A 22,836-nucleotide genomic window follows, 5' to 3' on the forward strand; every position below is an offset into this window, starting at 1 on the left:
CCGCGCAGGCGTGCCCGGACACGGCGACGCGCCCGGGCCCCGGGGGGGCCGGCGCCGCCCGCGGCGGGGGCAGCGGGCGCCTCGCCGGCGGCGGCACGACGTGCAGCCGCCTCGGCCGGCTCGTGGCGGGCCTCGCCGACCGCCGGGTGCGGGACGCGGTCCTCGTCTCGCTCGTGCCGGGCACCGGGACGCTGCCGGAGCGGTCCCTGCGCGGCGCGCACCCGGACCCCGCGGACGACCGGCTGCTCGGCGAGGCGATGTCCCGCGTGGTGGACCCGGCCGACGGCATGCCGCCGCCGGGCACGAGCCGGCGTCACGAGGCGGTGCTCGAGCAGGTCGTCGCGCACGGGCACCGTGACGGGCACGCGCCCGCCCTCACGCTGCTCGGGCTCCTCGCATGGTGGCACGGCGACGGGGCGCGGGCGTCGCTGCTGCTCGAGCGGGCGCTCGCCGGCGACGGCACGTACCGGCTCGCCGCGCTGCTCGCGCGCATGCTGGACGCGGGGCTCCCGCCGGGGTGGGTCCGTCGTGAGAGCTGACGCGGCGCCGGCCGGGGGGCGGCGCGGTCGTGGGCGGCGCGCCGCTCCGGTAGCGTCGCGCCCGAGGCCAGCGTGGTCCGTGAGGGAGGGTGCGCGATGGGGATCGTGGTCGGCTACCTGGCGACGCCGGAGGGACGTGCGGCGCTCGACGCGGCGGTCGACGAGGCGCGCCTGCGCTCCACGCCCGTCGTCGTCGTCGCCAGCATCCGCCCCGACGAGCTCGCCGAGCGACGTGCGGAGACGGTGGGCGCGCTCGACCGCGTCCGCGAGGAGCTGGCCGGCCTGGGCGTGGAGCACGACGTGCGCCTCCTCGACGGGGGTGACGTCGCGGACGACCTCATCACGACGGCCGAGCAGGTGGGCGCGCAGCTCGTCGTGCTGGGGCTGCGCCGGCGCAGCCCGGTGGGCAAGCTGATCCTCGGGGCGAACGCGCAGCGCGTGCTGTTCGACGCCCCCTGCCCGGTGCTCACGGTCAAGCCCGGCGCCAGCTGAGGCCGCCGGCCGCACCGGGAATCATCCCGGTGCCCTCGTCGTTGGTACCGATGAATCCCACGACCCCCCGGCGTGCACCCGCACGCCGCGCCGCGGCGCGCGCTGCGAGCCCCCGGTCGTCGGTACAATATCCGTCTGTCTTCCGGTCCTGCGGGCCCCTCCTCGGATCCGGTCGCCGTGCTGACGAAAGGTCCTTCGTGACGTCCCAGACACCGCACCCCGCGCTCCCGCGCGAGTTCCAGCACCCCGCGCTGCAGGAGCTGGTCAAGCGTGGGCGCACCCACGGCAGCGTCGACACCGGCTCCGTGCGTGCCGCCTGCGAGGCCGCCGGCGTCGAGGGTGCCAAGCGCCTGCGCGCCGTCGTCCGCGGGCTCGGCACGGCGGGTGTGACGGTCAACGACCTCGGCACCGCCGGTCGCGCCGTCGCCGCCACGAGCGCCAAGTCGCGGCCCGCGGCCAAGGCGTCGGTCGTCGACGCCGCCCGCCCCGACGGGGCGACCGCCACCACGACCAAGGCCGCGCCGAAGGCCGCCGCGAAGCCGGCGGCGAAGGCGGCGGCCAAGCCCGCCACGCGCACGGCCAAGGCCGCGGCGGCGAAGGCCGCCACGACCCCCGGCGACGACGTCGCGGACGGGGTCGAGGAGATCGAGGACGTCGAGATCGAGGACGTCGAGATCGAGGACGTCGAGACGGTCGACGACGACGCCGCCGAGGCGGACGAGGCCACGCCCGAGGCGGCCGGCGACGGCGCCGCCGCGGCGAAGCCCGCCGCGAAGGAGGAGACGACGACGTCCGAGGACGTCGGGTTCGTCTACTCCGACGCGGACGACGACGACGCCCCGGCGCAGCAGGTCGTCACCGCCGGCGCGACCGCCGACCCGGTCAAGGACTACCTCAAGCAGATCGGCAAGGTCGCGCTCCTCAACGCGGAGCAGGAGGTCGAGCTCGCCAAGCGCATCGAGGCCGGCCTGTTCGCCGAGGAGCGGCTCAACGCCGGCATCCAGATGGAGCCGAAGCTGCGCCGCGAGCTCGAGTGGATCGCGCAGGACGGCCGTCGTGCCAAGAACCACCTGCTCGAGGCGAACCTGCGACTCGTCGTCTCGCTCGCCAAGCGGTACACGGGCCGCGGCATGCTCTTCCTGGACCTCATCCAGGAGGGCAACCTCGGTCTGATCCGTGCGGTCGAGAAGTTCGACTACACCAAGGGCTACAAGTTCTCGACGTACGCGACGTGGTGGATCCGTCAGGCCATCACGCGCGCCATGGCGGACCAGGCGCGCACCATCCGCATCCCGGTGCACATGGTCGAGGTCATCAACAAGCTCGCGCGCGTGCAGCGCCAGATGCTCCAGGACCTGGGCCGCGAGCCCACGCCGGAGGAGCTGGCCAAGGAGCTCGACATGACGCCCGAGAAGGTCGTCGAGGTCCAGAAGTACGGTCGCGAGCCGATCTCGCTGCACACGCCCCTCGGCGAGGACGGCGACAGCGAGTTCGGCGACCTCATCGAGGACTCCGAGGCCGTCGTGCCCGCGGACGCGGTGAGCTTCACGCTCCTGCAGGAGCAGCTGCACCAGGTGCTCGACACGCTGTCCGAGCGCGAGGCCGGCGTCGTCTCGATGCGGTTCGGCCTCACGGACGGCCAGCCCAAGACGCTGGACGAGATCGGCAAGGTCTACGGCGTGACGCGCGAGCGCATCCGGCAGATCGAGTCGAAGACCATGTCGAAGCTGCGGCACCCGTCGCGCTCGCAGGTCCTGCGCGACTACCTCGACTGAGCCGGCCCCGCCGGACCCACGACGACGGCCTCGTCACCGCGATGCGGTGGCGAGGTCGTCGTCGTCCGTGGCGCCGGGGGCAGGGACGTCGGGGCACGGCGGGCGCCGATCCCCGGACGGCTCGCAGCCCGCGCCGCCCGAGGGCCGGGACGGCACGAGGCCCGGACAGCACGAAGGCCCGGACCGTCCGGTCCGGGCCTTCGTGGGGTCGGTGGTGCGCCGTGGCGCCTGGCTCAGGAGAGAGCCCGTGCCCCCGAGCCGTGCTCGGCGTGGAGGCGGTCGGTCTCGTCCTGCACATGCGTCGCGACGGTGGCGAACTTGGGTGCGTGCTCGCGCGCGTGGTGCGCGCAGAACAGCAGCTCGCCGACCGGGAGCACGACGCGGACGTACGCCTGCGCGCCGCAGCGGTCGCAGCGGTCGGCAGCCGTCAGCGGGGCCGTGTTGTCGATGGTCGTCCCTGTCACGTTTCCATACAACCATCCGGACCGCGGAACCATGTCCCGGAGGGACCGAGGTTCGCCCACCGCGTACAAGATCGTGACGTGGCGTCACACGATCGTGACGTGCGCCACGGCCCGTGCCTGCGCCGTGCGGGGGACCGGCATGGTGCCGCGGCGCTGTCGGCGGCCCCGGCTACCATCGCCGCGTGACGACGACCTCCTCCACCCCCGGCTACACCGCACGGCACCTCTCGGTGCTCGAGGGCCTGGAGGCGGTGCGCAAGCGCCCCGGCATGTACATCGGCACGACCGACAGCCGCGGCCTGATGCACTGCCTGTGGGAGATCATCGACAACTCCGTCGACGAGGCGCTCGGCGGCCACGGCGACCGCATCGAGATCGTCCTGCACGCCGACTCGTCCGTCGAGGTGCGCGACAACGGCCGCGGCGTCCCGGTCGACGTGGAGCCGAAGACGGGGCTGACCGGCGTCGAGGTCGTGTTCACCAAGCTGCACGCCGGCGGCAAGTTCGGCGGCGGGTCGTACGCCGCGTCGGGCGGTCTGCACGGCGTCGGCGCGTCCGTCGTCAACGCGCTGTCGGCGCGGCTCGACGTCGAGGTCGACCGCCACGGCCGCACGCACCGCATGAGCTTCCACCGCGGCGAGCCGGGCGTGTTCGACGACAGCGCGGGCGTGAGCCCGGAGTCGCCGTTCGAGCCGTTCGTCTCCGGGTCCGAGCTCGCCGTCGTCGGCAAGGTCGCCAAGGCGCGGACCGGCACCCGGGTGCGCTACTGGGCGGACCGCCAGATCTTCCTGCCGTCCGCGGTGTTCTCGTACGACGAGCTCGTCACGCGCGCGCGCCAGACCAGCTTCCTCGTGCCCGGCCTCGCGCTGACCGTCCGGGACGAGCGCGGCATCCCCGGCACGCCGGGCGAGCACGGCCCGCACGAGGAGACGTTCCTGCACGAGGGCGGCGTCGTCGACTTCGTCGACCACCTCGCGCCCGACGCGCCGGTCACGGACGTGTGGCACCTGACCGGCGAGGGCACCTTCACGGAGACGGTGCCGGTCCTCGACGAGCGCGGGCACATGACGCCGCAGGAGGTGTCGCGCACGTGCGAGGTCGACGTCGCGGTGCGCTGGGGCACCGGCTACGCGACCGAGGTGCGCAGCTTCGTCAACATCATCGCGACGCCCAAGGGCGGCACCCACCTCGCGGGCTTCGAGGCCGCGCTGCTCAAGACGCTGCGCGCGCAGGTGACCGCCAACGCGCGCCGGCTCAAGGTGTCGTCCAAGGACTCGTCCGAGCGGATCGAGAAGGAGGACGTGCTCGCCGGCCTCACGGCCGTCGTCACGGTCCGGCTCGCCGAGCCGCAGTTCGAGGGGCAGACCAAGGAGGTCCTCGGCACGGCGCCCGTGCGCGGCATCGTGGCGCGCGTCGTCGAGCAGGAGCTCACCTCGCTGCTCACCTCGACGAAGCGGGAGCACAAGGCGCACTCCGCGGCGCTGCTGGACAAGGTCGTGGGCGAGATGCGCGCCCGCATCTCGGCGCGCAAGCAGAAGGAGATCTCCCGTCGCAAGACGGCGCTGGAGTCGTCGTCGCTGCCCGCGAAGCTCGCGGACTGCCGCATCGACGACGTCGAGCGCAGCGAGCTGTTCATCGTCGAGGGCGACAGCGCGCTCGGCACCGCGAAGCTCGCGCGCAGCTCCGACTACCAGGCGCTGCTGCCGATCCGCGGCAAGATCCTCAACGTCCAGAAGGCGTCCGTGGGCGACATGCTCAAGAACGCCGAGTGCGCGTCGATCATCCAGGTCATCGGGGCGGGCTCCGGCCGCACGTTCGACCTCGAGGCGGCCCGCTACGGCAAGGTCGTGCTCATGACCGACGCCGACGTCGACGGCGCCCACATCCGCACGCTGCTGCTCACGCTGTTCTTCCGCTACATGCGCCCGCTCGTGGAGGACGGTCGCGTGTACGCGGCGGTGCCGCCGCTGCACCGCGTCGAGGTCATCGGCGCCGGCTCCCGCAAGAACGAGTACCTCTACACGTACTCCGAGGCGGAGCTGACGGCGACGCTGAAGAAGCTCGACCGTGCGGGCCGGCGGTACAAGGACGACATCCAGCGGTACAAGGGCCTGGGCGAGATGGATGCCGACCAGCTCGCGGAGACGACCATGGACCCGCGGCACCGGACCCTGCGGCGCGTGACGGTCGAGGGCGCCCAGCGCGCGGAGGAGATCTTCGAGCTCCTGATGGGCTCGGACGTCGCACCGCGCAAGGACTTCATCGTGGCCGGCGCGAACGCGTTGGACCGCTCGCGCATCGACGCCTGACGCCGCGCCGGCGGTCCCGGACGCAAACCGCTGGCAGCGCGAGCCGTCGGGACGGCAGGGTGGGGCGCATGAGCGAGACGACCGACGTGGCGACCCCGACGACGCACGACGGGGTGGTGCCGCCGCCGCCCCTGGCCCCGGTCGCCGAGCGCGCCGCCCCGCCCGCCGTCCTGGCGACACCGCCGGCGGACCTGGGCCTGACGTGGCGGCCCCTGACGGTCGAGGACGCCGCCGACCTCACCGGGCTGGTGCAGCTGGTCGAGGAGGCCGACGGGCAGCCGTTCCGGACGTCCACCGAGGAGGTGGTCGAGGAGCTGTCGGCGCAGTGGCGCGACCTGTCCCGCGACACGCTCGTCGGGCTCGACGGCACGGGCGCGATGCGCGCCTGGGCGCAGGTCGACACCGCACCGGGCGACACGAACGTCGTGCGCGCGTTCGTCTCCGGCGGCGTGCACCCGCTGTGGCGCGGGCGCGGCGTGGGCCGGGCGCTCGTCGCGTGGCTGGAGGGGCGTGCGCGGCAGGTGCTCGCGGCGTCCGGCAAGGACGTGCCGGCGCGGATCGCCGCCTACCTCGAGGACTCCGCACCGGCGAGCGCGCGCGTGTACGAGGCGGCGGGCTTCACGCCGATCCGCTACTACACGGAGATGCGGCGGTCGCTGCGCACGGAGCTGCCGGACGTGCCGGCGATCGACGGCGTGCGCGTCGTCCCGTGGTCGCCGGAGCTCGACGACGCGGTGCGCGTCGCGCACAACGCGGCGTTCGCCGACCACTGGGGGAGCGAGCCGCGCACGCCGGAGCAGTGGCGGGCCAACCGCGCGATGTTCGCACCGGCGTGGAGCGTCGTGGCGCTGGCGGACGACGACGAGGTCGTGGGGTACGCGACGTCTGGCCGGTACGAGCACGACTGGGAGGTCGCCGGGTACAGCTCGGGCTACACCGAGCTGCTGGGCGTGCGCCGCGAGTGGCGCGGCCGCGGGGTCGCGGTGGCCCTGCTCGCCGCGGTGATGCGCGCGTACGCCGCCGACGGCGTCGAGTACGCCGAGCTCGGTGTCGACACGGCGAACCCGTCCGGCGCGCACGGGCTGTACGCGCGGCTCGGCTACGAGGTCGTGCACTCGTCGACGATGTGGTCGATCGAGCTGTGACGTCGGCGACGTGAGCGGCACGCACCGGCCCGGGACGCCCGGGCGGGTGCGTGCGGACGTTAGGGTCTGTGGACATGACCAGCGTGCTCGACCTGCAGGCCGTGACGATCCGCCGGGGGACGACGACGATCCTCGACGACCTGTCCTGGCAGGTGCGCGAGGGCGAGCGCTGGGTCGTCCTCGGCCGCAACGGCGCCGGCAAGACGACGCTGCTGCAGGTGGCGTCGGGGCGCATGCACCCGACCCGCGGCACGGCGACGCTGCTCGGCTCGCGCCTCGGTGCGACGGACGTCTTCGAGCTGCGGCCGCGCATCGGGCTCTCGAGCGCGGCGCTGGCGGACCGCATCCCGTCGGGCGAGACCGTCAAGGACGTGGTCCTCACGGCCGCCTACGGCGTGACGGGGCGGTGGCGCGAGGCCTACGAGGAGCTCGACGAGACGCGCGCGAACGACCTGCTCGCCGCGTTCGGCGTGGCGCACCTCGCCGCGCGGTTCTTCGGGACGCTCTCGGAGGGCGAGCGCAAGCGCGTGCAGATCGCGCGCTCGCTCATGAGCGACCCCGAGCTCCTGCTGCTCGACGAGCCCGCGGCCGGTCTCGACCTCGGTGGCCGGGAGGAGCTCGTCGGGGCGCTGGCCGAGCTCGCGCGCGACCCGCGGTCGCCGGCGCTCGTGCTGGTCACGCACCACGTCGAGGAGATCCCGCCCGGCTTCACGCACCTGCTGCTGCTGCGGGCCGGCAAGGCGTTCGCCGCGGGGCCGATCGACGAGGTGCTCACGGCGGAGAACCTGTCCGGGACGTTCGACGTGCCGCTGCGCCTCGAGCACGGCGACGGCCGGTGGGCGGCGCACGCGGCGCCCACCGGGTCCGCGTCCGGGCGCTGACCGCCACGGTCCGGTCGCCGTCCGTCCGGGCATCGCCACGAGATCGCAAAGTCGTGGCATAGGATCGTCTCACCGAGTCCGACGACGGACGACCTCGGAGGTGGCGGCGATGGGCTGGCTGTGGTGGGTCGGGGGAGCGCTGCTGCTGGGCGTCCTCGAGATGGTGTCGCTCGACCTGGTCCTCATCATGTTCGCGGGCGGCGCGCTCGCCGGCGGCGTCGCGTACGCGCTCGGCGCCCCGCTCGTCGTGCAGTTCGTCGTCGCCGCCGTGACCGCCGTCGCGCTCCTGCTGCTGCTGCGGCCGTGGCTGCTGCGGCACCTGCGCTCGCGCGTCGACCTGCCCGAGACGAACGCCGCCGCGCTCGTCGGCCGCCCGGCCGTCGTCGTCGCCGACGTCGACGGCGTGACGGGCCGGGTCAAGCTCGCCGGCGAGGTGTGGACGGCGCGCACCGCCGACGGCACCGCCCTGCCACCCGGCGCGCCCGTGGTGGTCGTCCGCATCGACGGCGCCACCGCGGTGGTCGCGGCGACGGCGCCCGCACCCCGCACCGACGGGCCGCCCGCCACCGGCGCCGCGCCCGCCTGACCGCCCGGTCCGGCAGCCCGGACCGCCCCCGCCGCCGCACGGCGGCACGACTCGCCGGAGGTCCCATGTCCGACAGCATCAGCCCGGGGCAGATCGCCCTCGTCGTCGTCCTGGGCCTCGTCGTCCTGTTCGTGGTCGTCGCGCTGGTGCGCGCGGTGCGCATCGTGCCGCAGGCCGTCGCCGTCATCGTCGAGCGGCTCGGCCGCTACAACCGGACCCTGGACGCCGGCCTGCACCTGCTCATCCCGTTCGTCGACCGCGTGCGGGCGAACGTCGACCTGCGCGAGCAGGTCGTGTCGTTCCCGCCGCAGCCGGTGATCACGTCGGACAACCTCGTCGTGAGCATCGACACCGTCATCTACTTCCAGGTGACGAGCCCGAAGGACGCGGTCTACGAGATCGCCAACTACATCACCGGCATCGAGCAGCTCACGGTGACGACCCTGCGCAACGTCATCGGGTCCATGGACCTCGAGCAGACCCTGACGAGCCGCGACCAGATCAACGGCCAGCTGCGCGGCGTGCTCGACGAGGCGACCGGCAAGTGGGGCATCCGCGTCAACCGCGTCGAGCTCAAGGCCATCGACCCGCCCGCGTCGGTGCAGGGCTCGATGGAGCAGCAGATGCGCGCCGAGCGCGACCGCCGCGCCGCGATCCTCACCGCCGAGGGCGTCAAGCAGTCGCAGATCCTCACCGCCGAGGGCGAGAAGCAGTCGGCGATCCTGCGGGCCGAGGGTGACGCGCAGTCCGCGATCCTCCGGGCCGAGGGCGAGGCCCGCGCGATCCTCCAGGTGTTCGACGCCGTGCACCGCGGCGACGCCGACCCCAAGCTGCTCGCCTACCAGTACCTGCAGACGCTCCCGAAGATCGCGTCGAGCCCGTCGAGCAAGATGTGGTTCCTGCCCTCCGAGCTCAGCGGCGCGCTGGGCTTCCTCGCCAAGGGGTTCACCGGCGGCGAGGGCGACGGGGGCGGGTACGAGACGCGGCCGGCCGGCAGCTCGCCGCTCGCCGCCGAGGACCTGCCGCCGACCTCCCTCACCGACCCGAGCGAGGCGCTCGCCGAGGCGCGGCGCGAGTCCGCCGCCGCGACGGCCGACGCGACGACCGCCGGCACCCTGACGGGCGCACCGTTCGACCGGAGCGCCGAGCACGGCCAGCGGCCGGGCGTCGACGCACCCGTCCGCCGTGCCGCGCCCGAGGCTCCCGGCGGCCAGCAGCCCGAGCCGCCCACCGCCGGGTCCTGACGGCGCCCGGCGCGCGCGCCGACGCACCGGCGGCGGTCGTGTCCCTCCGGGACGCGGCCGCCGCCGCGCCGTACCGGCCCGGCGCGGGCTCGCCGGACCGCCGTCGCCGCGGGCCGTGTCCGCCCTGAGCGGACGACCGGTGGATCGGGGTTGGCGCGTCGCGGGGCGCGTGGGAGCGTGTGAGCCGGTCCCGCGGAGGAGGAACGGCCGTGCTCATGCGACTGCTGCGCGAGCAGCTGCGTCCCTACCGGGGTGCGGTGCTCGCGGTCCTCGTGCTCCAGCTCGTGCAGACGCTCGCGACGCTGTGGCTGCCGAGCCTCAACGCCGACATCATCGACGACGGCGTCGCGCGCGGGGACACGGCCGCGATCTGGCGGATCGGCGGCGTGATGCTCGCGATCAGCCTCGTGCAGGTCGTCGCCTCCGTCGGCGCGGTGTGGTTCGGCGCCCGCACGGCCATGGCGTTCGGGCGGGACGTGCGCGGGCGCCTGTTCGACCGCGTGCAGTCGTTCTCGCAGCAGGAGATGGGGCGGTTCGGCGCGCCGACGCTCATCACCCGCACGACGAACGACGTGCAGCAGGTGCAGATGCTCGTGCTCATGACGTTCGTGTTCCTCGTCATGGCGCCGCTGATGCTGGTCGGCGGCGTGGTCATGTCGCTGCGCGAGGACGTCGCGCTGTCCGGCCTGCTGCTCGTCGTCGTGCCCGTGCTCGTCGGCGTCGTCGCGCTCGTGGTGACGCGGATGGTGCCGTGGTTCCGGCGCATGCAGAAGCGCATCGACGGCATCAACCGCGTCATGCGCGAGCAGCTCGCGGGCGTGCGGGTCGTCCGCGCGTTCGTCCGCGAGCGGCAGGAGCGCGCGCGGTTCGAGGTCGCGAACGCGAGCCTGTACGAGGCGTCGCTGCGCACCGGGCTGCTCATGGCGCTGCTCTTCCCCGCCGTGATGCTGGTGATGAACGCCTCGAGCGTGGCGGTCGTGTGGTTCGGCGCCCGGCGCGTCGACGCCGGGCAGATGCAGATCGGGTCCCTGATCGCCTTCCTCAGCTACATCATGTTCGTCCTCATGGCCGTCATGATGGCGTCGATGATGGTCGTGATGGTGCCGCGCGCCATGGTGGCCGCCGAGCGGATCACCGAGGTGCTCGACACGTCGTCGACCGTGGTGCCGCCCGCCGCGCCGGTGCCCTTCGCCGCCGTCCGGTCCCGCGCCGGGGCCGACGGTCCCGGTGACGGCGGTCGGCCGCGCACGGGTGTCCTCGAGCTGCGCGACGTCGAGTTCCGTTACCCGGGCGCCGAGCAGGCGGTGCTCCAGGGCGTCTCGTTCGTCGCCGAGCCCGGGCGCACCACCGCCGTCATCGGGTCCACCGGCGCGGGCAAGACGACGCTCCTCAACCTCGTGCCGCGGCTGTACGACGCCACGGCCGGGCAGGTCCTCGTCGACGGCGTCGACGTGCGCGACGCCGACCCCGAGGCGCTGTGGTCGCGCATCGGCCTGGTCCCGCAGCGGCCCTACCTCTTCTCGGGCACCGTGCGGTCCAACCTGGCCTTCGGACGCCCGGACGCCACCGACGACGAGCTGTGGCACGCGCTGACCGTCGCGCAGGCGCGCGACTTCGTCGAGGCGCTGTCCGAGGGGCTGGAGGCACCGGTCGCGCAGGGCGGGACCAACCTGTCGGGCGGGCAGCGCCAGCGCCTGGCGATCGCGCGTGCGCTGGTCCGACGGCCGTCGGTGTACCTGTTCGACGACTCGTTCTCGGCGCTCGACTACGCGACCGACGCGGCCCTGCGCGCGGCGCTCGTGCCCGAGACGCGCGACGCGACGGTGCTCGTCGTCGCCCAGCGGGTCGCGACCATCCGCTACGCCGACCGCATCCTCGTCCTCGACGAGGGGCGCGTGGTGGGCGACGGCACGCACGACGAGCTGCTGGCGTCGAGCACCACGTACCAGGAGATCGTCTACTCGCAGCTCAGCGCGCAGGAGGCGGCATGAGCGCCGGACCGGAGCAGAGCACGAAGGCGGCGGACGGGACGCCTGCCGTCCCGCCGCCGCGCCCGGGTGGTCCCCGCGGCGGTCCCATGGGGATGGGCCTGGGCATGCCCGTGCAGCGGTCGCTGGACTTCCGCGGCTCGCTGCGCCGGCTGCTCACGGTGCTGCGGCCCGAGCGTGCCCGCCTGGTCGCCGTCCTCGTGCTGGGGGCGCTGTCGGTCGCCGCGGCGGTCGCCGGGCCGAAGCTGCTGGGGGACGCCACGAACGTGCTGTTCGACGGCGTCGTCTCGCGCGGCCTCACCGAGGTCGTCCCGGCCGGGTCGACGCAGCAGGAGGCGGTCGACGCCCTGCGCGCGGGCGGTCAGGACCAGCTCGCCGACATGGTCGCCGCCATGGACCGCGTCGTGCCCGGCCAGGGGGTGGACTTCGGGCGGCTCGGCGGCATCCTGCTCGTGGTGCTCGTCGTGTACCTGGCGGCGTTCGTCCTCGGCTGGCTGCAGGGGCGTCTGACGGCCCGCGCGGTGCAGGCCACGGTGCTGCGCATGCGCACGCACGTCGAGGAGAAGCTGGCGCGCCTGCCGCTGTCCTACTACGACCGCCAGCCCCGCGGCGAGCTGCTCAGCCGCGTCACCAACGACATCGACAACGTCGCGCAGACGATGCAGCAGACGCTGTCGCAGCTGGTCACGTCCGTGCTCACGGTGGTCGGCGTGCTGGGCATGATGTTCTGGCTCTCCCCGCTGCTCGCGGTCGTCGCGCTGGTGACGGTGCCGCTGTCGGTGGCCGTCGCGGGCGCCATCGCCAAGCGGTCGCAGCCGCAGTTCGTCCGGCAGTGGGCGTCCACGGGGCGGCTGAACGCCCACATCGAGGAGATGTTCACGGGGCACGAGCTCGTCACCGTCTTCGGGCGGCAGCGGGAGGCGGCGCGGACGTTCGCCGAGCGGAACGACGAGCTGTTCGAGTCGAGCTTCCGGGCGCAGTTCATCAGCGGCATCATCCAGCCGGCGCTCGGGTTCCTCTCGAACCTCAACTACCTCGTCATCGCGGTCGTCGGCGGCCTGCGGGTCGCGTCGGGCTCGATGACGCTCGGCGAGGTGCAGGCGTTCATCCAGTACAGCCGGCAGTTCACCCAGCCGCTGACGCAGATCGCCTCGATGGCGAACCTGCTGCAGTCCGGCGTCGCGTCGGCCGAGCGCGTCTTCGAGCTGCTGGACGCCGACGAGCAGACGCCGGACCCGGTGGCGCCCGTGCGGCTCGACCGACCGGTACGCGGGCGCGTCGCGTTCGAGCACGTGTCCTTCCGCTACGAGCCGGGCACGCCGCTCATCGAGGACCTCAGCGTGGTGGCCGAGCCGGGGCAGACCGTGGCGATCGTCGGACCGACCGGCGCGGGCAAGACGACGCTCGTCAACCTGGTGATGCGGTTCTACGAGGTCGACGCGGGCCGCATCACGCTCGACGGCGTCGACACGCGCGACCTCACGCGCGACGAGCTGCGCGGCCAGATGGGGATGGTGCTGCAGGACACGTGGCTGTTCGGCGGCACGATCGCGGAGAACATCGCGTACGGCGTCGACGGCGCGACGCGCGAGGAGGTCGTCGAGGCGGCCGTCGCCACGCACGTCGACCGCTTCGTGCGGACCCTGCCCGACGGCTACGACACGGTGCTCGACGACGAGGGCGGCAGCGTGTCGGCGGGGGAGAAGCAGCTGCTGACGATCGCGCGCGCCTTCCTCGCCGACCCGGTGATCCTCATCCTGGACGAGGCGACGTCGTCGGTCGACACGCGCACCGAGGTGCTCGTGCAGCAGGCGATGGGCGCGCTGCGGACCGGCCGCACGTCGTTCGTCATCGCGCACCGCCTGTCGACGATCCGCGACGCCGACGTCATCCTCGTCATGGAGGAGGGGCGCATCGTCGAGAAGGGCTCCCACGACGACCTCCTGGCGGCCGGCGGGGCCTACGCGCGGCTCTACGCGAGCCAGTTCGCGGCCGCGACCGCACCCGTGGACTGAGCGGGCGGGCCCGCCGCGCACGCACGCGGGACCGGCGCGCCGTTTGTGCGGGTCGACGGCGGCGGCGATGCTGTGCCCGTAACGATTCGAGGAGGACCACGTTGTCGACCACGCCCGCCCAGCCCGCCCGCGCCGACGCCCCGGTCGTCGCCGACCCGGCGCTGCGTCACCGCGTCCGCAGCCTCAGGGTCCGCCTCACCGACGCCGCAGGCCGTCCGCTCGCCGGGGCGCGCGTGCGGGCCGAGCAGCGGTCCCACGCCTTCTGGTTCGGCAACATCGGCTTCGACGAGGTGCAGCGCGCGGCCGCCGCCCTGCCGGGCGGCACGTCGCTGACGCCGCAGGAGGACGAGCTGCTGGCCCGCCTCGACGAGCTGTACCTGGACGTCTTCAACCAGGCCACCCTGCCCTTCTACTGGGGCACGTTCGAGCCCGTGCAGGGTGAGCCGCGCACCGCGGCCCTGCGCGCCGCCGCGCAGCACTACGTGGACCGCGGTGTCGCCGTGAAGGGCCACCCGCTCGTGTGGCACACCGTCCAGCCGGACTGGCTCAAGCCGCTGCCGGACGACGAGGTGCTCCGCCTGCTGCGCGCCCGCGTGCAGCGTGACGCGGGCGAGCTCGCCGGTCTCGTGGACGTCTGGGACGCCATCAACGAGGTCGTGATCATGCCGGTGTTCGACAAGGACGACAACGCCGTCACGCGCGTCGCCGCGACCGTCGGGCGCATCGGCATGATCCGCCTCGCCTTCGACGAGGCCCGCGCCGCGAACCCGGACGCGATGCTGCTGCTCAACGACTTCGACATGTCCGAGGACTACGAGCACCTCGTCGAGGAGGCCCTCGCCGCCGGCGTCCGCATCGACGCGCTCGGGCTGCAGAGCCACATGCACCAGGGCGCCTGGGGCCGCGACAAGACGCTCGACGTGCTCGAGCGCTTCTCCCGCTTCGGCCTGCGCATGCACTTCACGGAGACGACGCTCCTGTCCGGCGACCTCATGCCGGCCCACTACGACGACCTCAACGACCACCAGGTCGACGAGTGGCCGTCGACGCCCGAGGGCGAGGAGCGGCAGGCCCGCGAGGTCGAGGAGCACTACCGCACGCTGCTGGGGCACCCCATGGTCGACGCGGCCACGTACTGGGGCCTGTCCGACCACGGCATGTGGCTCAACGCGCCGGGCGGGCTCGTGCGCGCCGACGGCACGCCGAAGCCGGCGTACGACACGCTGCGCGGGCTCGTGAAGGGCGAGTGGTGGCTCGGCGCGACCGACGTCACCGCCGACGCCGACGGCGCCGTCGAGCTGCGCGGGTTCGCCGGGCGCTACACGGTCGAGGTCGACGGCGTGCGCCACGACGTCGAGCTGCCCGCCGCGGGCGGTGACGCGCAGACCGAGGTGGTCGTGGGCCGGTGAGCACCGTCGGGCACCGGCTGGTGCGTGACCCGCTCACGCTCGGGCTGTACACGCCGTTCGTCGTCTGGGGCTGGCTGCTGTACAGCTTCAACCCCAGCGTCCCGCTGCTCGCCGACGAGCTCGGCGTCAGCGCGGCGCAGGCCGGCCTGCACGGCACCGCGATGGCCACCGGCGGGCTCGTCGCGGCACCGCTGATCCCGCGGGCCGCGGCACGGCTCGGGCGGCGCACGACGCTCGTCGTGGCGGCGCTCGTCGTCGCCGGGGGCCTCGCCGGGCTGCTGCTGGGGCGCAGCCTGCCGGTGACGCTGACCGGCATGCTCGTGACGGCGGTCGGCGGGAACCTGCTCATCGCGACGGCGCAGGTCGCCCTGGCGGCGCACCACGGGCCGACGGCGTCCGCCGCGATCACCGAGGCGAACGGGGTCGGGTCGGGCGTCGGCCTGCTCGGGCCGCTGGCCGTCGGCGCGTCGGTCGCGATCGGCTGGGGCTGGCGTGCGGGGGTCGTCGTGACGGCCGTGCTGGGCGTCGCGACGGCGGTGCTGGTCGCGCGCCTGCCGCGGTCGCCCGCGCTCGAGCGGCCCGCGCCGGCCGGGCCACCCGGCGCGGCCGGCGGGGCGGGACGCGCGGGCGTCACGACGCCGGCACCTGCGCGCGGGGTGCGGGCGTCGACGTTCTTCCTCGCCGCGCTCGTCGCCGCGACGTCCCTCGAGTTCGCGACGACGTTCTGGGCGACGGACCTCGTGCTCGAGCGCACGTCCGCCGGCGCGGGCATCGCCACGGCGACGACCGCCGGGCTCGCCGCCGGCATGACGGCCATGCGGTTCGTCGTCGGCCCGCTCTCGCTGCGCGTGCCGCCGGCGACGCTGCTCGCCGCCTCGTTCGTCATCTCGGTCGGCGGGTGGGCGGTGCTGTGGACGGCGACGAGCACGGCGGTCGCGCTCACCGGGCTCGTCGTCGCGGGCTTCGGCTACGGCGCGCAGTACCCGCTGTCGGTCGCGCTGCTGCTCGCGGCGTCGCCGGGGCGGCGCGACCGCGCGCAGTCGCACGCCACGCTCGCCGGCGCGCTCGCCGTCGGCGTGGCGCCGTTCGCGCTCGGCGCCGTCGCCGACCAGGTCGGCAGCCACCAGGCGTTCGTCCTCGTGCCCGTGGTCGCCGGGGTCGGGCTCGTCATGGCGCTGCTGGGCGGGCGCGCGGTCCGACGCACCCGGGCGTCCCTGGGAGGATCGACGCCGTGGCACGACCCGACCTCCGCCCCGTCACCGACCGCGACGACCCCCGCCTCGCCGACTACGTCCGCCTGACCGACGTCGCGCTGCGCCGGCGGCTCGAGCCCGAGCAGGGCCTGTACATCGCCGAGAGCTCGACCGTGCTGGGGCGGGCGCTGCGCGCGGGGCACCGCCCGCGGTCGGTGCTCCTGGCGCCGCGCTGGCTCGGTGACGTCGAGGCGATGCTCGCCGGGCTGCCGGGGGACGACGTGCCCGTGTACGTCGCCGACGAGCCGGTGCTCGAGGCGATCACCGGCTTCCACGTGCACCGCGGCGCGCTCGCGGCGATGCACCGGCCGGTGCTGCCGTCCGTGGCCGACGTGCTCGCCGGGGCGCGCGACGGCGCGGGTGCGCGGCGCGTGGCGGTGCTCGAGGACGTCGTCGACCACACGAACGTCGGCGCCGCCTTCCGGTCGGCGGCCGCCCTCGGCGTCGACGCGGTGCTCGTGACGCCGCGCTGCGCGGACCCGCTCTACCGGCGGTCGGTGCGGGTGTCGATGGGGACGGTGTTCCAGGTGCCGTGGACGCGGGTCGACCCGTGGCCCGAGGGCGTCGACGCGCTCCGGGGGCTGGGGTTCGTGGTCGCGTCCCTCGCGCTGTCGGACGACGGGATCACGCTCGACGAGCTCGTCGCCGACCCGCCCGAGCGGCTCGCGCTCGTCCTCGGTGCCGAGGGCCACGGGCTGAAGCCGTCGACGGTCGCCGCCTCGGACGTCGTCGTGCGGATCCCCATGGCCGGCGGCGTCGACTCGCTGAACGTCGCGGCGGCCGCGGCGGTGGCGTTCTGGGCGACGCGTCCGACGTCTCACCCGGGTGGAAAGCGGACGGACGGGTAGAAGCCGGGCACGCATGCGCACGACCCTCGGGGTGACGTCGGCGCCGGTGTCGACGCACACCAGGGGGAACACATGCGCGCTCGTCCCGTCCTGCCCGTCCTCGCCCTCGCCGCCGCCGCCGCCGTCCTGGTGGCACCACCCGCGTCCGCCGCTCCTCCGCAGCCCGCCTGCGGCGACACGCTCACCGTGGACACCGCGCTGCGCGCCGACCTCACCTGCCTGGCCGGGCCCGGCCTGCGGCTCGCGGCCGGCGTCACGCTGGACCTGCGCGGGCACACGCTGCGCGGTCCCGGCGACGGCGTGGGCGTCGAGGTGGCGTCCGCGGGGGCGGTCCGCGTCCGCAACGGCACCGTGACCGGGTGGGGCGCCGGCCTGCGCACCTACGGGGTGGAGGACGCGGGGACAGGCCCGCTCACGGTGGACCGGATGCGCTTCCGGGACAACGTCGACGGGCTCGACGTGTCCGCCACGCAGCTCGGCGAGTGGGCGAAGCCGACGACGATCACGCGGTCGACGGTCACCGGCAGCAGCGACGCCGCCGTGGAGGCCGCCTGGTCCGTGCCGGTGACGATCGACCGGACGACCCTCGCCGACAACCGGTTCGGGCTGCGGGCGGACGGGGGCGACACGGTCGTCACCGGTTCGCGCTTCCTGCGCCACGAGCGTGCGATCAGCGTGTACGAGGGGTCCGTGGACGTGCGGGACACCGCGTTCGACGACAACGCGACGGGGATCACCGCCGCGAGCGTCGCGGTGGTGACGGTCGCGGGCAGCAGGTTCACGGGGTCGGAGACCGCCGTCGACGGCTCGTGGGCCTTCCTCGACGTCGCGGGCTCGCGGTTCACGGCCAACACCACGGCCGTCCTCATCGGCACCTACGGCGCGTCCGTCGACGGCAGCACGTTCCGTGCCAACGGGACCGGGGTCGCGCTCGGCACCCCCGCCGGGACCGGGAGCGTCACGGGCAACGTGTTCCGCCTCAACGGCGACGGCATCCGGCTGGACCCGGGCGACGCGGGCATCGAGGTCGGCGGGAACGACGTGCGACGCAGCACCGGCTGGGGCATCTACGCGCCCGGGGTGACCGACCTGGGCGGCAACGTCGCGCGCGGGAACGGCAACGAGCCGCAGTGCGTGGGCGTCGTGTGCGACGGGACGCCGCAGTCCTGATCCGCGCCGTGCCGGCGTGGAGGTCGTCAGGCGAGCCCGAGCCCCTCGACGACCTCCACGCCCGGTGCCCGTGCCAGCAGCGCACCGGGCAGCGCGATCTTCGACCGCCGCAGCCCGCTGCCGACGACCACGACGCCGCCGAGCGCGGGGTGGTCGGTGGCGACCGCCGCGTCGGCGAGCACGCGGTAGCCGACCGGCAGCCCCAGCGGGGTGATGCCGCCGTACTCCATGCCGGACTCGGCGGTGGCCCGGTCCATCGGCAGGAACGACGCCTTGCGCACGTCGAGCAGCCGCTTGACGGCGTTGTTGACGTCGGCGCGCGTCGTGGCGCGCACGAGCGCGGCGGCGACCTTCTCCTCGCCCGCGCGGCGCCCTGCGACCAGCACGCAGTTGACCGACGCCTCCAGCGGGAGGTCGTACGCCTCCGTCATCGCCGCGGTGTCCGCCAGGTCGGGGTCGATGGCCGTGACGAGCACCGCGTCGGCGACGGCCGGGTCCGCGTCCGCCCACGCGCGGACGGCGGCGGCGGTCGGGTCGGCGAGCAGGTCGGGGCGGTCGACGGCACGCTCCCACGTGAGCGAGCCGAGCGTCGTGGTCGTCATGCGAGGCAGGGTAACCGGCGGCACCGACGGGCCGGCGCCCGACCGATCGACGCCGCCGGTCAGCGCTGGTAGGTCGCCATGAGCACGCCGCGGGCGAGCGTGTGGAAGACCAGGGTCGCGCTCGCCGCGCCCGGGGGCGTGTCCGGCGTCAGGCCGAGGTCGTCGGTGTCGAGCGCGTGCACGGCGACGTAGTACCGGTGCACCTGGTCCCCGGGCGGCGGCGCGCTGCCGCGGTACGCCGCGACGCCGTCGTCGCCGCGCAGCTGGAACGCCCCGGCGGGCAGGCCCACGCCGTCCTCGGTGCCGACTCCCCGCTCGAGCGTCGTCACCGACGCCGGGATGCCCAGCACGGTCCAGTGCCACCACCCCGCCACGCCCGGCGCGTCCGGGTCGAACACGTTCACCGCGAACCCGCGCGTGCCCGCCGGGAACCCCGACCACGACAGCTGCGGCGACACGTTCTCGCCGGCGTCGGTGTTGGTGTGCACGTCGGGGACGCGCTCGCCGTGCACCCAGTCCGTGCTCGTCACGGTGAACGCGGGGACGGCGGGCAGGAGCGCGTACGGCTCGGGGGCGACGGGACGGGTCAGCGACGCGGGCACGGTGACCTCCGGGTGGGCCCGGCGCCGGTCGCCGGGCGGTCCCGCCCATCCTCACCGGCGGTGGCGGGCCGCGCACGCGCGGATGCGGTAGACCCGTGCCGTGAGCGACGTCCCCGTGCTGCTGGTGCTGGACCTGCTCGGCACGTTCGCGTTCGCGCTGAACGGTGCCCTGGTGGCGGTGCGGGTGGCGCGCGTGGACCTGGTCGGCGTCGTGACGCTGGGGATCATCACCGGCGTCGGCGGCGGCATCGTGCGCGACGTCCTGCTCGACGCGCTGCCGCCCGCGTCCTTCCGCGACGGGCGCTACCTCGCGGCGGCCGCCGCCGGCGGGGTGCTCGCGTTCCTGTTCGGTCGGGGCCTGCAGCGCTTCCAGCGCCCCATCGACGTGCTCGACGCCGCCGGGCTGGGCCTGTTCGCCGTGACGGGTGCGGGGAAGGCGCTCGCGCTCGGTGCCGGGCCGGCGCAGGCCGTCATCCTCGGGGTGGTGACCGCGGTCGGCGGCGGCACGATGCGCGACGTCCTCGTCCGCCGCGTGCCCGTCGTGCTCACCAGCGAGCTGTACGCGATCCCGGCGCTGGTCGGCGCGACGCTCGCCGTGCTGGCGGCGGCGGGCGGCGTCGACGAGGTGCTCGGTGCGCCCGCGGCGCTCGGGGCCGCGCTCGCGTGCTTCGCCGTGCGGATGGTCGGTCTGCACTACGGTCTCGATGCCCCGCGACCCCCGGGCGCGTGGGACGCCGGCGCACGCGCGGACGACCCGGACCGCTGACGCGGACGGTCGCGCAGGAGCGCCCCGCCTGCCCCGGGCGGGCGTCGCACGAGCGGCGCAGCCGGATTGACACCCCCGTCGGTGTCGGCGTCTACTGGCATGATCGAACACGTGTTCGAACGGCCCGCGCGGGTCGGTGCCAGGACGGGTGTGCGGAGGTGGCGTGGTGGCGGTCAGCACCGCGGAGCGGGTCGAGCGGGCGCGTGCGGCGCTCGCCGCCGCCGAGCAGCGCACCGGGGCCCGGGCGGTGCGCACGCAGCCCGCGCCCGCGTGGCCGGTGCCCGCGCTGCGGCCCGAGGGGCACGACGACGGACGGCACGAGGTCGGACGGCACGAGGTCGGACGGCACGAGGACGGACGACGCGGCGGCGGGGGGCGCGGCGTCGTCGAGGCGCGCGGCCTGGTGGAGGTGCACGGCCTCGCCGGTGCGCGCGCCGCGGACCGGTCGGTCGTCGGCGCAGGGGGCGTCGACGACCGACCGGGGCCGGACGACCGGCCGCCGGCGCCCGGCGCCCCGGCGACGGGCGTGCCGGTGGTGCGCCGCACGTCGCTGCTCACCTCGGAGCGGCCGCCGCTGCCCGTGCCCCCGGCGCTCGCGGACGTCCTGCCGGACGGGCTGCGGCGCGGTGCGACGACCGCGGTGCTGGGGTCGACGTCGCTCGCGCTGGGCGTGCTCGCGCACGCCTGCTCGGGCGGCGCGTGGGCGGTCGCGGTCGGGCACCCCGACCTCGGCCTGCTCGCGGCCGCGCAGGCCGGCGTCGACCTCGCGCGCTTCGCCGCCGTGCCCGACCCGGGTGCGGACACCGCGACGGTGCTCGGCGCGCTGCTCGACGGCGTGGACGTCGTGCTCGTCGGGCCGGGTGCCGTGCTCACGGACGCGGACCGGAGGCGGCTGTCCGCCCGGGCGCGCGAGCGTGGGTCGGTGCTGCTGCCGACCGTCGCGTGGCCGGGGGCCGCGGTGGTCCTCACGGTCGAGCAGGCCCGCTGGACCGGTGTCGGCACGGGCGACGGCCGGCTGCGCACGCGCGAGCTGCGCGTGCGCCGCACGGGCCGGGGGACCGCCGCCGTGCCGCACGCCGTGGACGTCGTGCTGCCGTTCGGCCCGCCCGGCGACGGCGCCCCGACCGGCCCGGGGCGCACGCGCACGCCGGACGAGCGGCGCACCGGCCTGCGGCTGGTGGGCTGATGACCACGCGCACGACGGTCGTCTGGGTGCCGGACTGGCCGGTGGTCGCCGCCACCGCCGCCGACGACGTCCCCGGGCACCTGCCCGCCGCGGTGCACGACGGGCGGCGCGTCACCGCGGTGTCCGCGCTCGCACGCGCCGAGGGCGTGCGACGCGGCATGCGCCGGCGCCAGGCGCAGGGCTGCTGCCCCGAGCTCGTGCTGCTCCCCGCCGACGACGCCCGCGACGTGCGGCTGTTCGAGCCGGTCGCCGCCGCGGCCGAGACCGTCGTCGCGGGCGTGGAGGTCGTGCGACCCGGGCTGCTCCTGCTGCCCGCCGACGGCGCCAGCCGGTACCACGGGTCGGAGGAGGCGCTCGCGGAGCGGCTCGTCGACGCGGTGGCGCGGGGGACGGGCCACGAGTGCGGCGTCGGCACCGCCGACGGGCTGCTGGCCGCGGTGCTCGCGGCGCGCACGGGCGCGGTCGTGGAGCCCGGCGCGTCGCCGGTGTTCCTCGCCCCGCACGGCGTGACCGAGCTCGTGCACGCGACCGTGACGCCCGAGGCCGCGGTCGAGGTCGCCGGCCTCGTCGACCTGCTGCACCGGCTCGGCCTGCGCACGCTCGGGGCGTTCGCCGCGCTGCCGCCCGGGGACGTGCACGCCCGGTTCGGCCGGCTCGGCACGTGGGCGCACACGCTCGCGCGCGGGCTCGACGAGCGTCCCCCGGCGCGCCGGCGCCCCGAGGCGGACCTCGAGGTGGCGACCGCGCTCGACCCGCCCGTCGAGCGGGTCGACGCCGCGACGTTCGCCGGGCGCCGCCTGGCGGAGGAGCTGCACGACGAGCTCGTCGCGCGGTCCGTCACGTGCGGCCGCCTGCAGGTCAGCGCGCGCACCGACGACGGCGTCGACCTCGTGCGCACCTGGCGCACCGACGTCGGCGGCTGGGGCGGGCTGACGCCCGCGCGCATCACCGACCGCATCCGCTGGCAGCTCGACGGGTGGCTCACCGCGACGGCGGCGGCGACCGCGCGGGACCGACGCCGTGCCGCGCGCGTCGCCGGAGCGGGCCGTCCGCGGGCCGGCGGTGACCTGCTCGACCTGCTCGACGTCGCCGACGCCCCGGCCGTCGAGCCCGAGGACGAGCACGCGGTCGCGCTCGTGCGGCTCGTGCTCACCGCGCTCGACGTCGCACCCGCCGGGGCGGAGCAGACCCGCCTGTGGGGCGGCCCCTCCGGCGGGGACCTGCGCGCGCACCGGGCGCTCGAGCGCGCCCAGGGCATCGTCGGCGGCGCGGGCGTGCTGACCGCGACGCTGCAGGGTGGTCGCGACGCGCGCGACCAGGTGCACGTGCGCCCGTGGGGCGAGCAGAGCGCACCGCCGCGCGAGGCCGCGCTGCCGTGGCCCGGGCGGCTGCCGGACCCCGCCCCGGCGACCGTGCTGACCGCGCCCGTGCGCGTCGACGTGCGCGACGCCGCCGGACAGCCCGTCGGCGTCGACCGCCGCGGACGCCTGAGCGGCCCGCCGACGACGGTGCGCCGGTCACATATACACATCTCCGAGCCCACGAGAATCATACGCCGATCG

The 22,836-nt window shown here is 75.4% G+C and carries 20 protein-coding genes; 17 read left to right on the top strand and 3 right to left on the bottom strand.

Features of this window, described 5'->3' with window-relative positions:
• The 3 genes from AB6N23_RS09545 to AB6N23_RS09555 all read left to right on the top strand — a co-directional run.
• On the top strand, positions 1–539 hold a 539-nt coding region (locus tag AB6N23_RS09545), incomplete at its 5' end, for a DUF4192 family protein (RefSeq protein ID WP_412865843.1).
• A 96-nt stretch (positions 540–635) separates the two neighbouring features.
• Entirely contained in the window at positions 636–1,031 is a 396-nt protein-coding gene (locus AB6N23_RS09550; RefSeq protein WP_412865844.1) for a universal stress protein, read from the top strand.
• 197 nt (positions 1,032–1,228) lie between these two features.
• Positions 1,229–2,806, top strand: coding sequence for an RNA polymerase sigma factor (locus AB6N23_RS09555; RefSeq protein ID WP_412865845.1), 1,578 nt, complete (start codon positions 1,229–1,231; stop codon positions 2,804–2,806).
• A 233-nt stretch (positions 2,807–3,039) separates the two neighbouring features.
• Here the strand turns inward: AB6N23_RS09555 and AB6N23_RS09560 are convergent, their stop codons facing one another.
• Positions 3,040–3,303 carry a DUF7455 domain-containing protein gene (locus AB6N23_RS09560; RefSeq protein ID WP_378208832.1) on the bottom strand — a complete coding sequence of 88 codons (264 nt, stop codon included), beginning with the start codon at positions 3,301–3,303 and terminating at the stop codon, positions 3,040–3,042.
• Between the two features lie 149 nt (positions 3,304–3,452).
• On the opposite strand from AB6N23_RS09560, the gene AB6N23_RS09565 reads away from it, so the two are divergent.
• From AB6N23_RS09565 to AB6N23_RS09615, 11 genes are all read left to right on the top strand, one after another.
• Complete coding sequence (locus AB6N23_RS09565) at positions 3,453–5,579, top strand: DNA gyrase/topoisomerase IV subunit B (protein WP_412865846.1); 2,127 nt, start codon at positions 3,453–3,455, stop codon at positions 5,577–5,579.
• Between the two features lie 68 nt (positions 5,580–5,647).
• Entirely contained in the window at positions 5,648–6,724 is a 1,077-nt protein-coding gene (locus tag AB6N23_RS09570; RefSeq protein ID WP_412865847.1) for a GNAT family N-acetyltransferase, read from the top strand.
• A gap of 74 nt (positions 6,725–6,798) precedes the next feature.
• Positions 6,799–7,605 carry an ABC transporter ATP-binding protein gene (locus AB6N23_RS09575; protein ID WP_412865848.1) on the top strand — a complete coding sequence of 269 codons (807 nt, stop codon included), beginning with the start codon at positions 6,799–6,801 and terminating at the stop codon, positions 7,603–7,605.
• Positions 7,606–7,714: 109 nt separating this feature from the next.
• Complete coding sequence (locus AB6N23_RS09580; RefSeq protein WP_412865849.1) at positions 7,715–8,191, top strand: NfeD family protein; 477 nt, start codon at positions 7,715–7,717, stop codon at positions 8,189–8,191.
• 65 nt (positions 8,192–8,256) lie between these two features.
• Positions 8,257–9,435 carry an SPFH domain-containing protein gene (locus tag AB6N23_RS09585; RefSeq protein ID WP_412865850.1) on the top strand — a complete coding sequence of 393 codons (1,179 nt, stop codon included), beginning with the start codon at positions 8,257–8,259 and terminating at the stop codon, positions 9,433–9,435.
• Between the two features lie 209 nt (positions 9,436–9,644).
• Entirely contained in the window at positions 9,645–11,426 is a 1,782-nt protein-coding gene (locus tag AB6N23_RS09590) for an ABC transporter ATP-binding protein (RefSeq protein WP_412865851.1), read from the top strand.
• Positions 11,423–13,438 (top strand): ABC transporter ATP-binding protein, encoded by a 2,016-nt coding sequence (locus AB6N23_RS09595; RefSeq protein WP_412865852.1) that lies wholly within the window; start codon positions 11,423–11,425, stop codon positions 13,436–13,438. Before AB6N23_RS09590 ends, AB6N23_RS09595 begins: the two co-directional genes overlap by 4 nt.
• A gap of 101 nt (positions 13,439–13,539) precedes the next feature.
• Positions 13,540–14,847 (top strand): endo-1,4-beta-xylanase, encoded by a 1,308-nt coding sequence (locus AB6N23_RS09600; RefSeq protein WP_412865853.1) that lies wholly within the window; start codon positions 13,540–13,542, stop codon positions 14,845–14,847.
• Positions 14,844–16,148, top strand: a complete 1,305-nt coding sequence (locus AB6N23_RS09605; protein ID WP_412865854.1) for an MFS transporter — start codon at positions 14,844–14,846, stop codon at positions 16,146–16,148. The genes AB6N23_RS09600 and AB6N23_RS09605 overlap by 4 nt, the downstream gene beginning before the upstream one ends.
• Positions 16,079–16,948 (top strand): TrmH family RNA methyltransferase, encoded by an 870-nt coding sequence (locus AB6N23_RS09610; RefSeq protein WP_412865855.1) that lies wholly within the window; start codon positions 16,079–16,081, stop codon positions 16,946–16,948. Before AB6N23_RS09605 ends, AB6N23_RS09610 begins: the two co-directional genes overlap by 70 nt.
• Positions 16,949–17,020: 72 nt before the next feature.
• Positions 17,021–18,118, top strand: a complete 1,098-nt coding sequence (locus tag AB6N23_RS09615; RefSeq protein ID WP_412865856.1) for a right-handed parallel beta-helix repeat-containing protein — start codon at positions 17,021–17,023, stop codon at positions 18,116–18,118.
• A 26-nt stretch (positions 18,119–18,144) separates the two neighbouring features.
• On the opposite strand, the gene AB6N23_RS09620 is transcribed toward AB6N23_RS09615, so the two are convergent.
• Both AB6N23_RS09620 and AB6N23_RS09625 read right to left on the bottom strand, forming a co-directional pair.
• Entirely contained in the window at positions 18,145–18,720 is a 576-nt protein-coding gene (locus AB6N23_RS09620; RefSeq protein ID WP_412865857.1) for a YbaK/EbsC family protein, read from the bottom strand.
• 59 nt (positions 18,721–18,779) lie between these two features.
• Complete coding sequence (locus AB6N23_RS09625) at positions 18,780–19,322, bottom strand: YbhB/YbcL family Raf kinase inhibitor-like protein (RefSeq protein ID WP_412865858.1); 543 nt, start codon at positions 19,320–19,322, stop codon at positions 18,780–18,782.
• Between the two features lie 100 nt (positions 19,323–19,422).
• On the opposite strand from AB6N23_RS09625, the gene AB6N23_RS09630 reads away from it, so the two are divergent.
• From AB6N23_RS09630 to AB6N23_RS09640, 3 genes are all read left to right on the top strand, one after another.
• Positions 19,423–20,088 carry a trimeric intracellular cation channel family protein gene (locus AB6N23_RS09630; protein WP_412865859.1) on the top strand — a complete coding sequence of 222 codons (666 nt, stop codon included), beginning with the start codon at positions 19,423–19,425 and terminating at the stop codon, positions 20,086–20,088.
• A gap of 166 nt (positions 20,089–20,254) precedes the next feature.
• A complete protein-coding gene (locus AB6N23_RS09635) occupies positions 20,255–21,274 on the top strand; it encodes a hypothetical protein (RefSeq protein WP_412865860.1) in 1,020 nt (339 codons plus the stop codon).
• Positions 21,274–22,836, top strand: a 1,563-nt coding sequence (locus AB6N23_RS09640) for a DNA polymerase Y family protein (RefSeq protein WP_412865861.1), incomplete at its 3' end; no start/stop codon positions are given. The genes AB6N23_RS09635 and AB6N23_RS09640, both read left to right, overlap by 1 nt.

This window comes from Cellulomonas pasadenensis (genome assembly GCF_047229365.1).
In the GTDB taxonomy this organism is placed as follows: domain Bacteria; phylum Actinomycetota; class Actinomycetes; order Actinomycetales; family Cellulomonadaceae; genus Cellulomonas.

Bases quoted from the DNA above. Each gene is read 5' to 3' on its own strand.
- AB6N23_RS09550 (WP_412865844.1), top strand. From the start codon at position 636: ATGGGGATCGTGGTCGGCTACCTGGCGACGCCGGAGGGACGTGCGGCG.
- AB6N23_RS09560 (WP_378208832.1), bottom strand. From the start codon at position 3,303: ATGGTTCCGCGGTCCGGATGGTTGTATGGAAACGTGACAGGGACGACC.
- AB6N23_RS09570 (WP_412865847.1), top strand. From the start codon at position 5,648: ATGAGCGAGACGACCGACGTGGCGACCCCGACGACGCACGACGGGGTG.
- AB6N23_RS09575 (WP_412865848.1), top strand. From the start codon at position 6,799: ATGACCAGCGTGCTCGACCTGCAGGCCGTGACGATCCGCCGGGGGACG.
- AB6N23_RS09580 (WP_412865849.1), top strand. From the start codon at position 7,715: ATGGGCTGGCTGTGGTGGGTCGGGGGAGCGCTGCTGCTGGGCGTCCTC.
- AB6N23_RS09585 (WP_412865850.1), top strand. From the start codon at position 8,257: ATGTCCGACAGCATCAGCCCGGGGCAGATCGCCCTCGTCGTCGTCCTG.
- AB6N23_RS09595 (WP_412865852.1), top strand. From the start codon at position 11,423: ATGAGCGCCGGACCGGAGCAGAGCACGAAGGCGGCGGACGGGACGCCT.
- AB6N23_RS09615 (WP_412865856.1), top strand. From the start codon at position 17,021: ATGCGCGCTCGTCCCGTCCTGCCCGTCCTCGCCCTCGCCGCCGCCGCC.
- AB6N23_RS09620 (WP_412865857.1), bottom strand. From the start codon at position 18,720: ATGACGACCACGACGCTCGGCTCGCTCACGTGGGAGCGTGCCGTCGAC.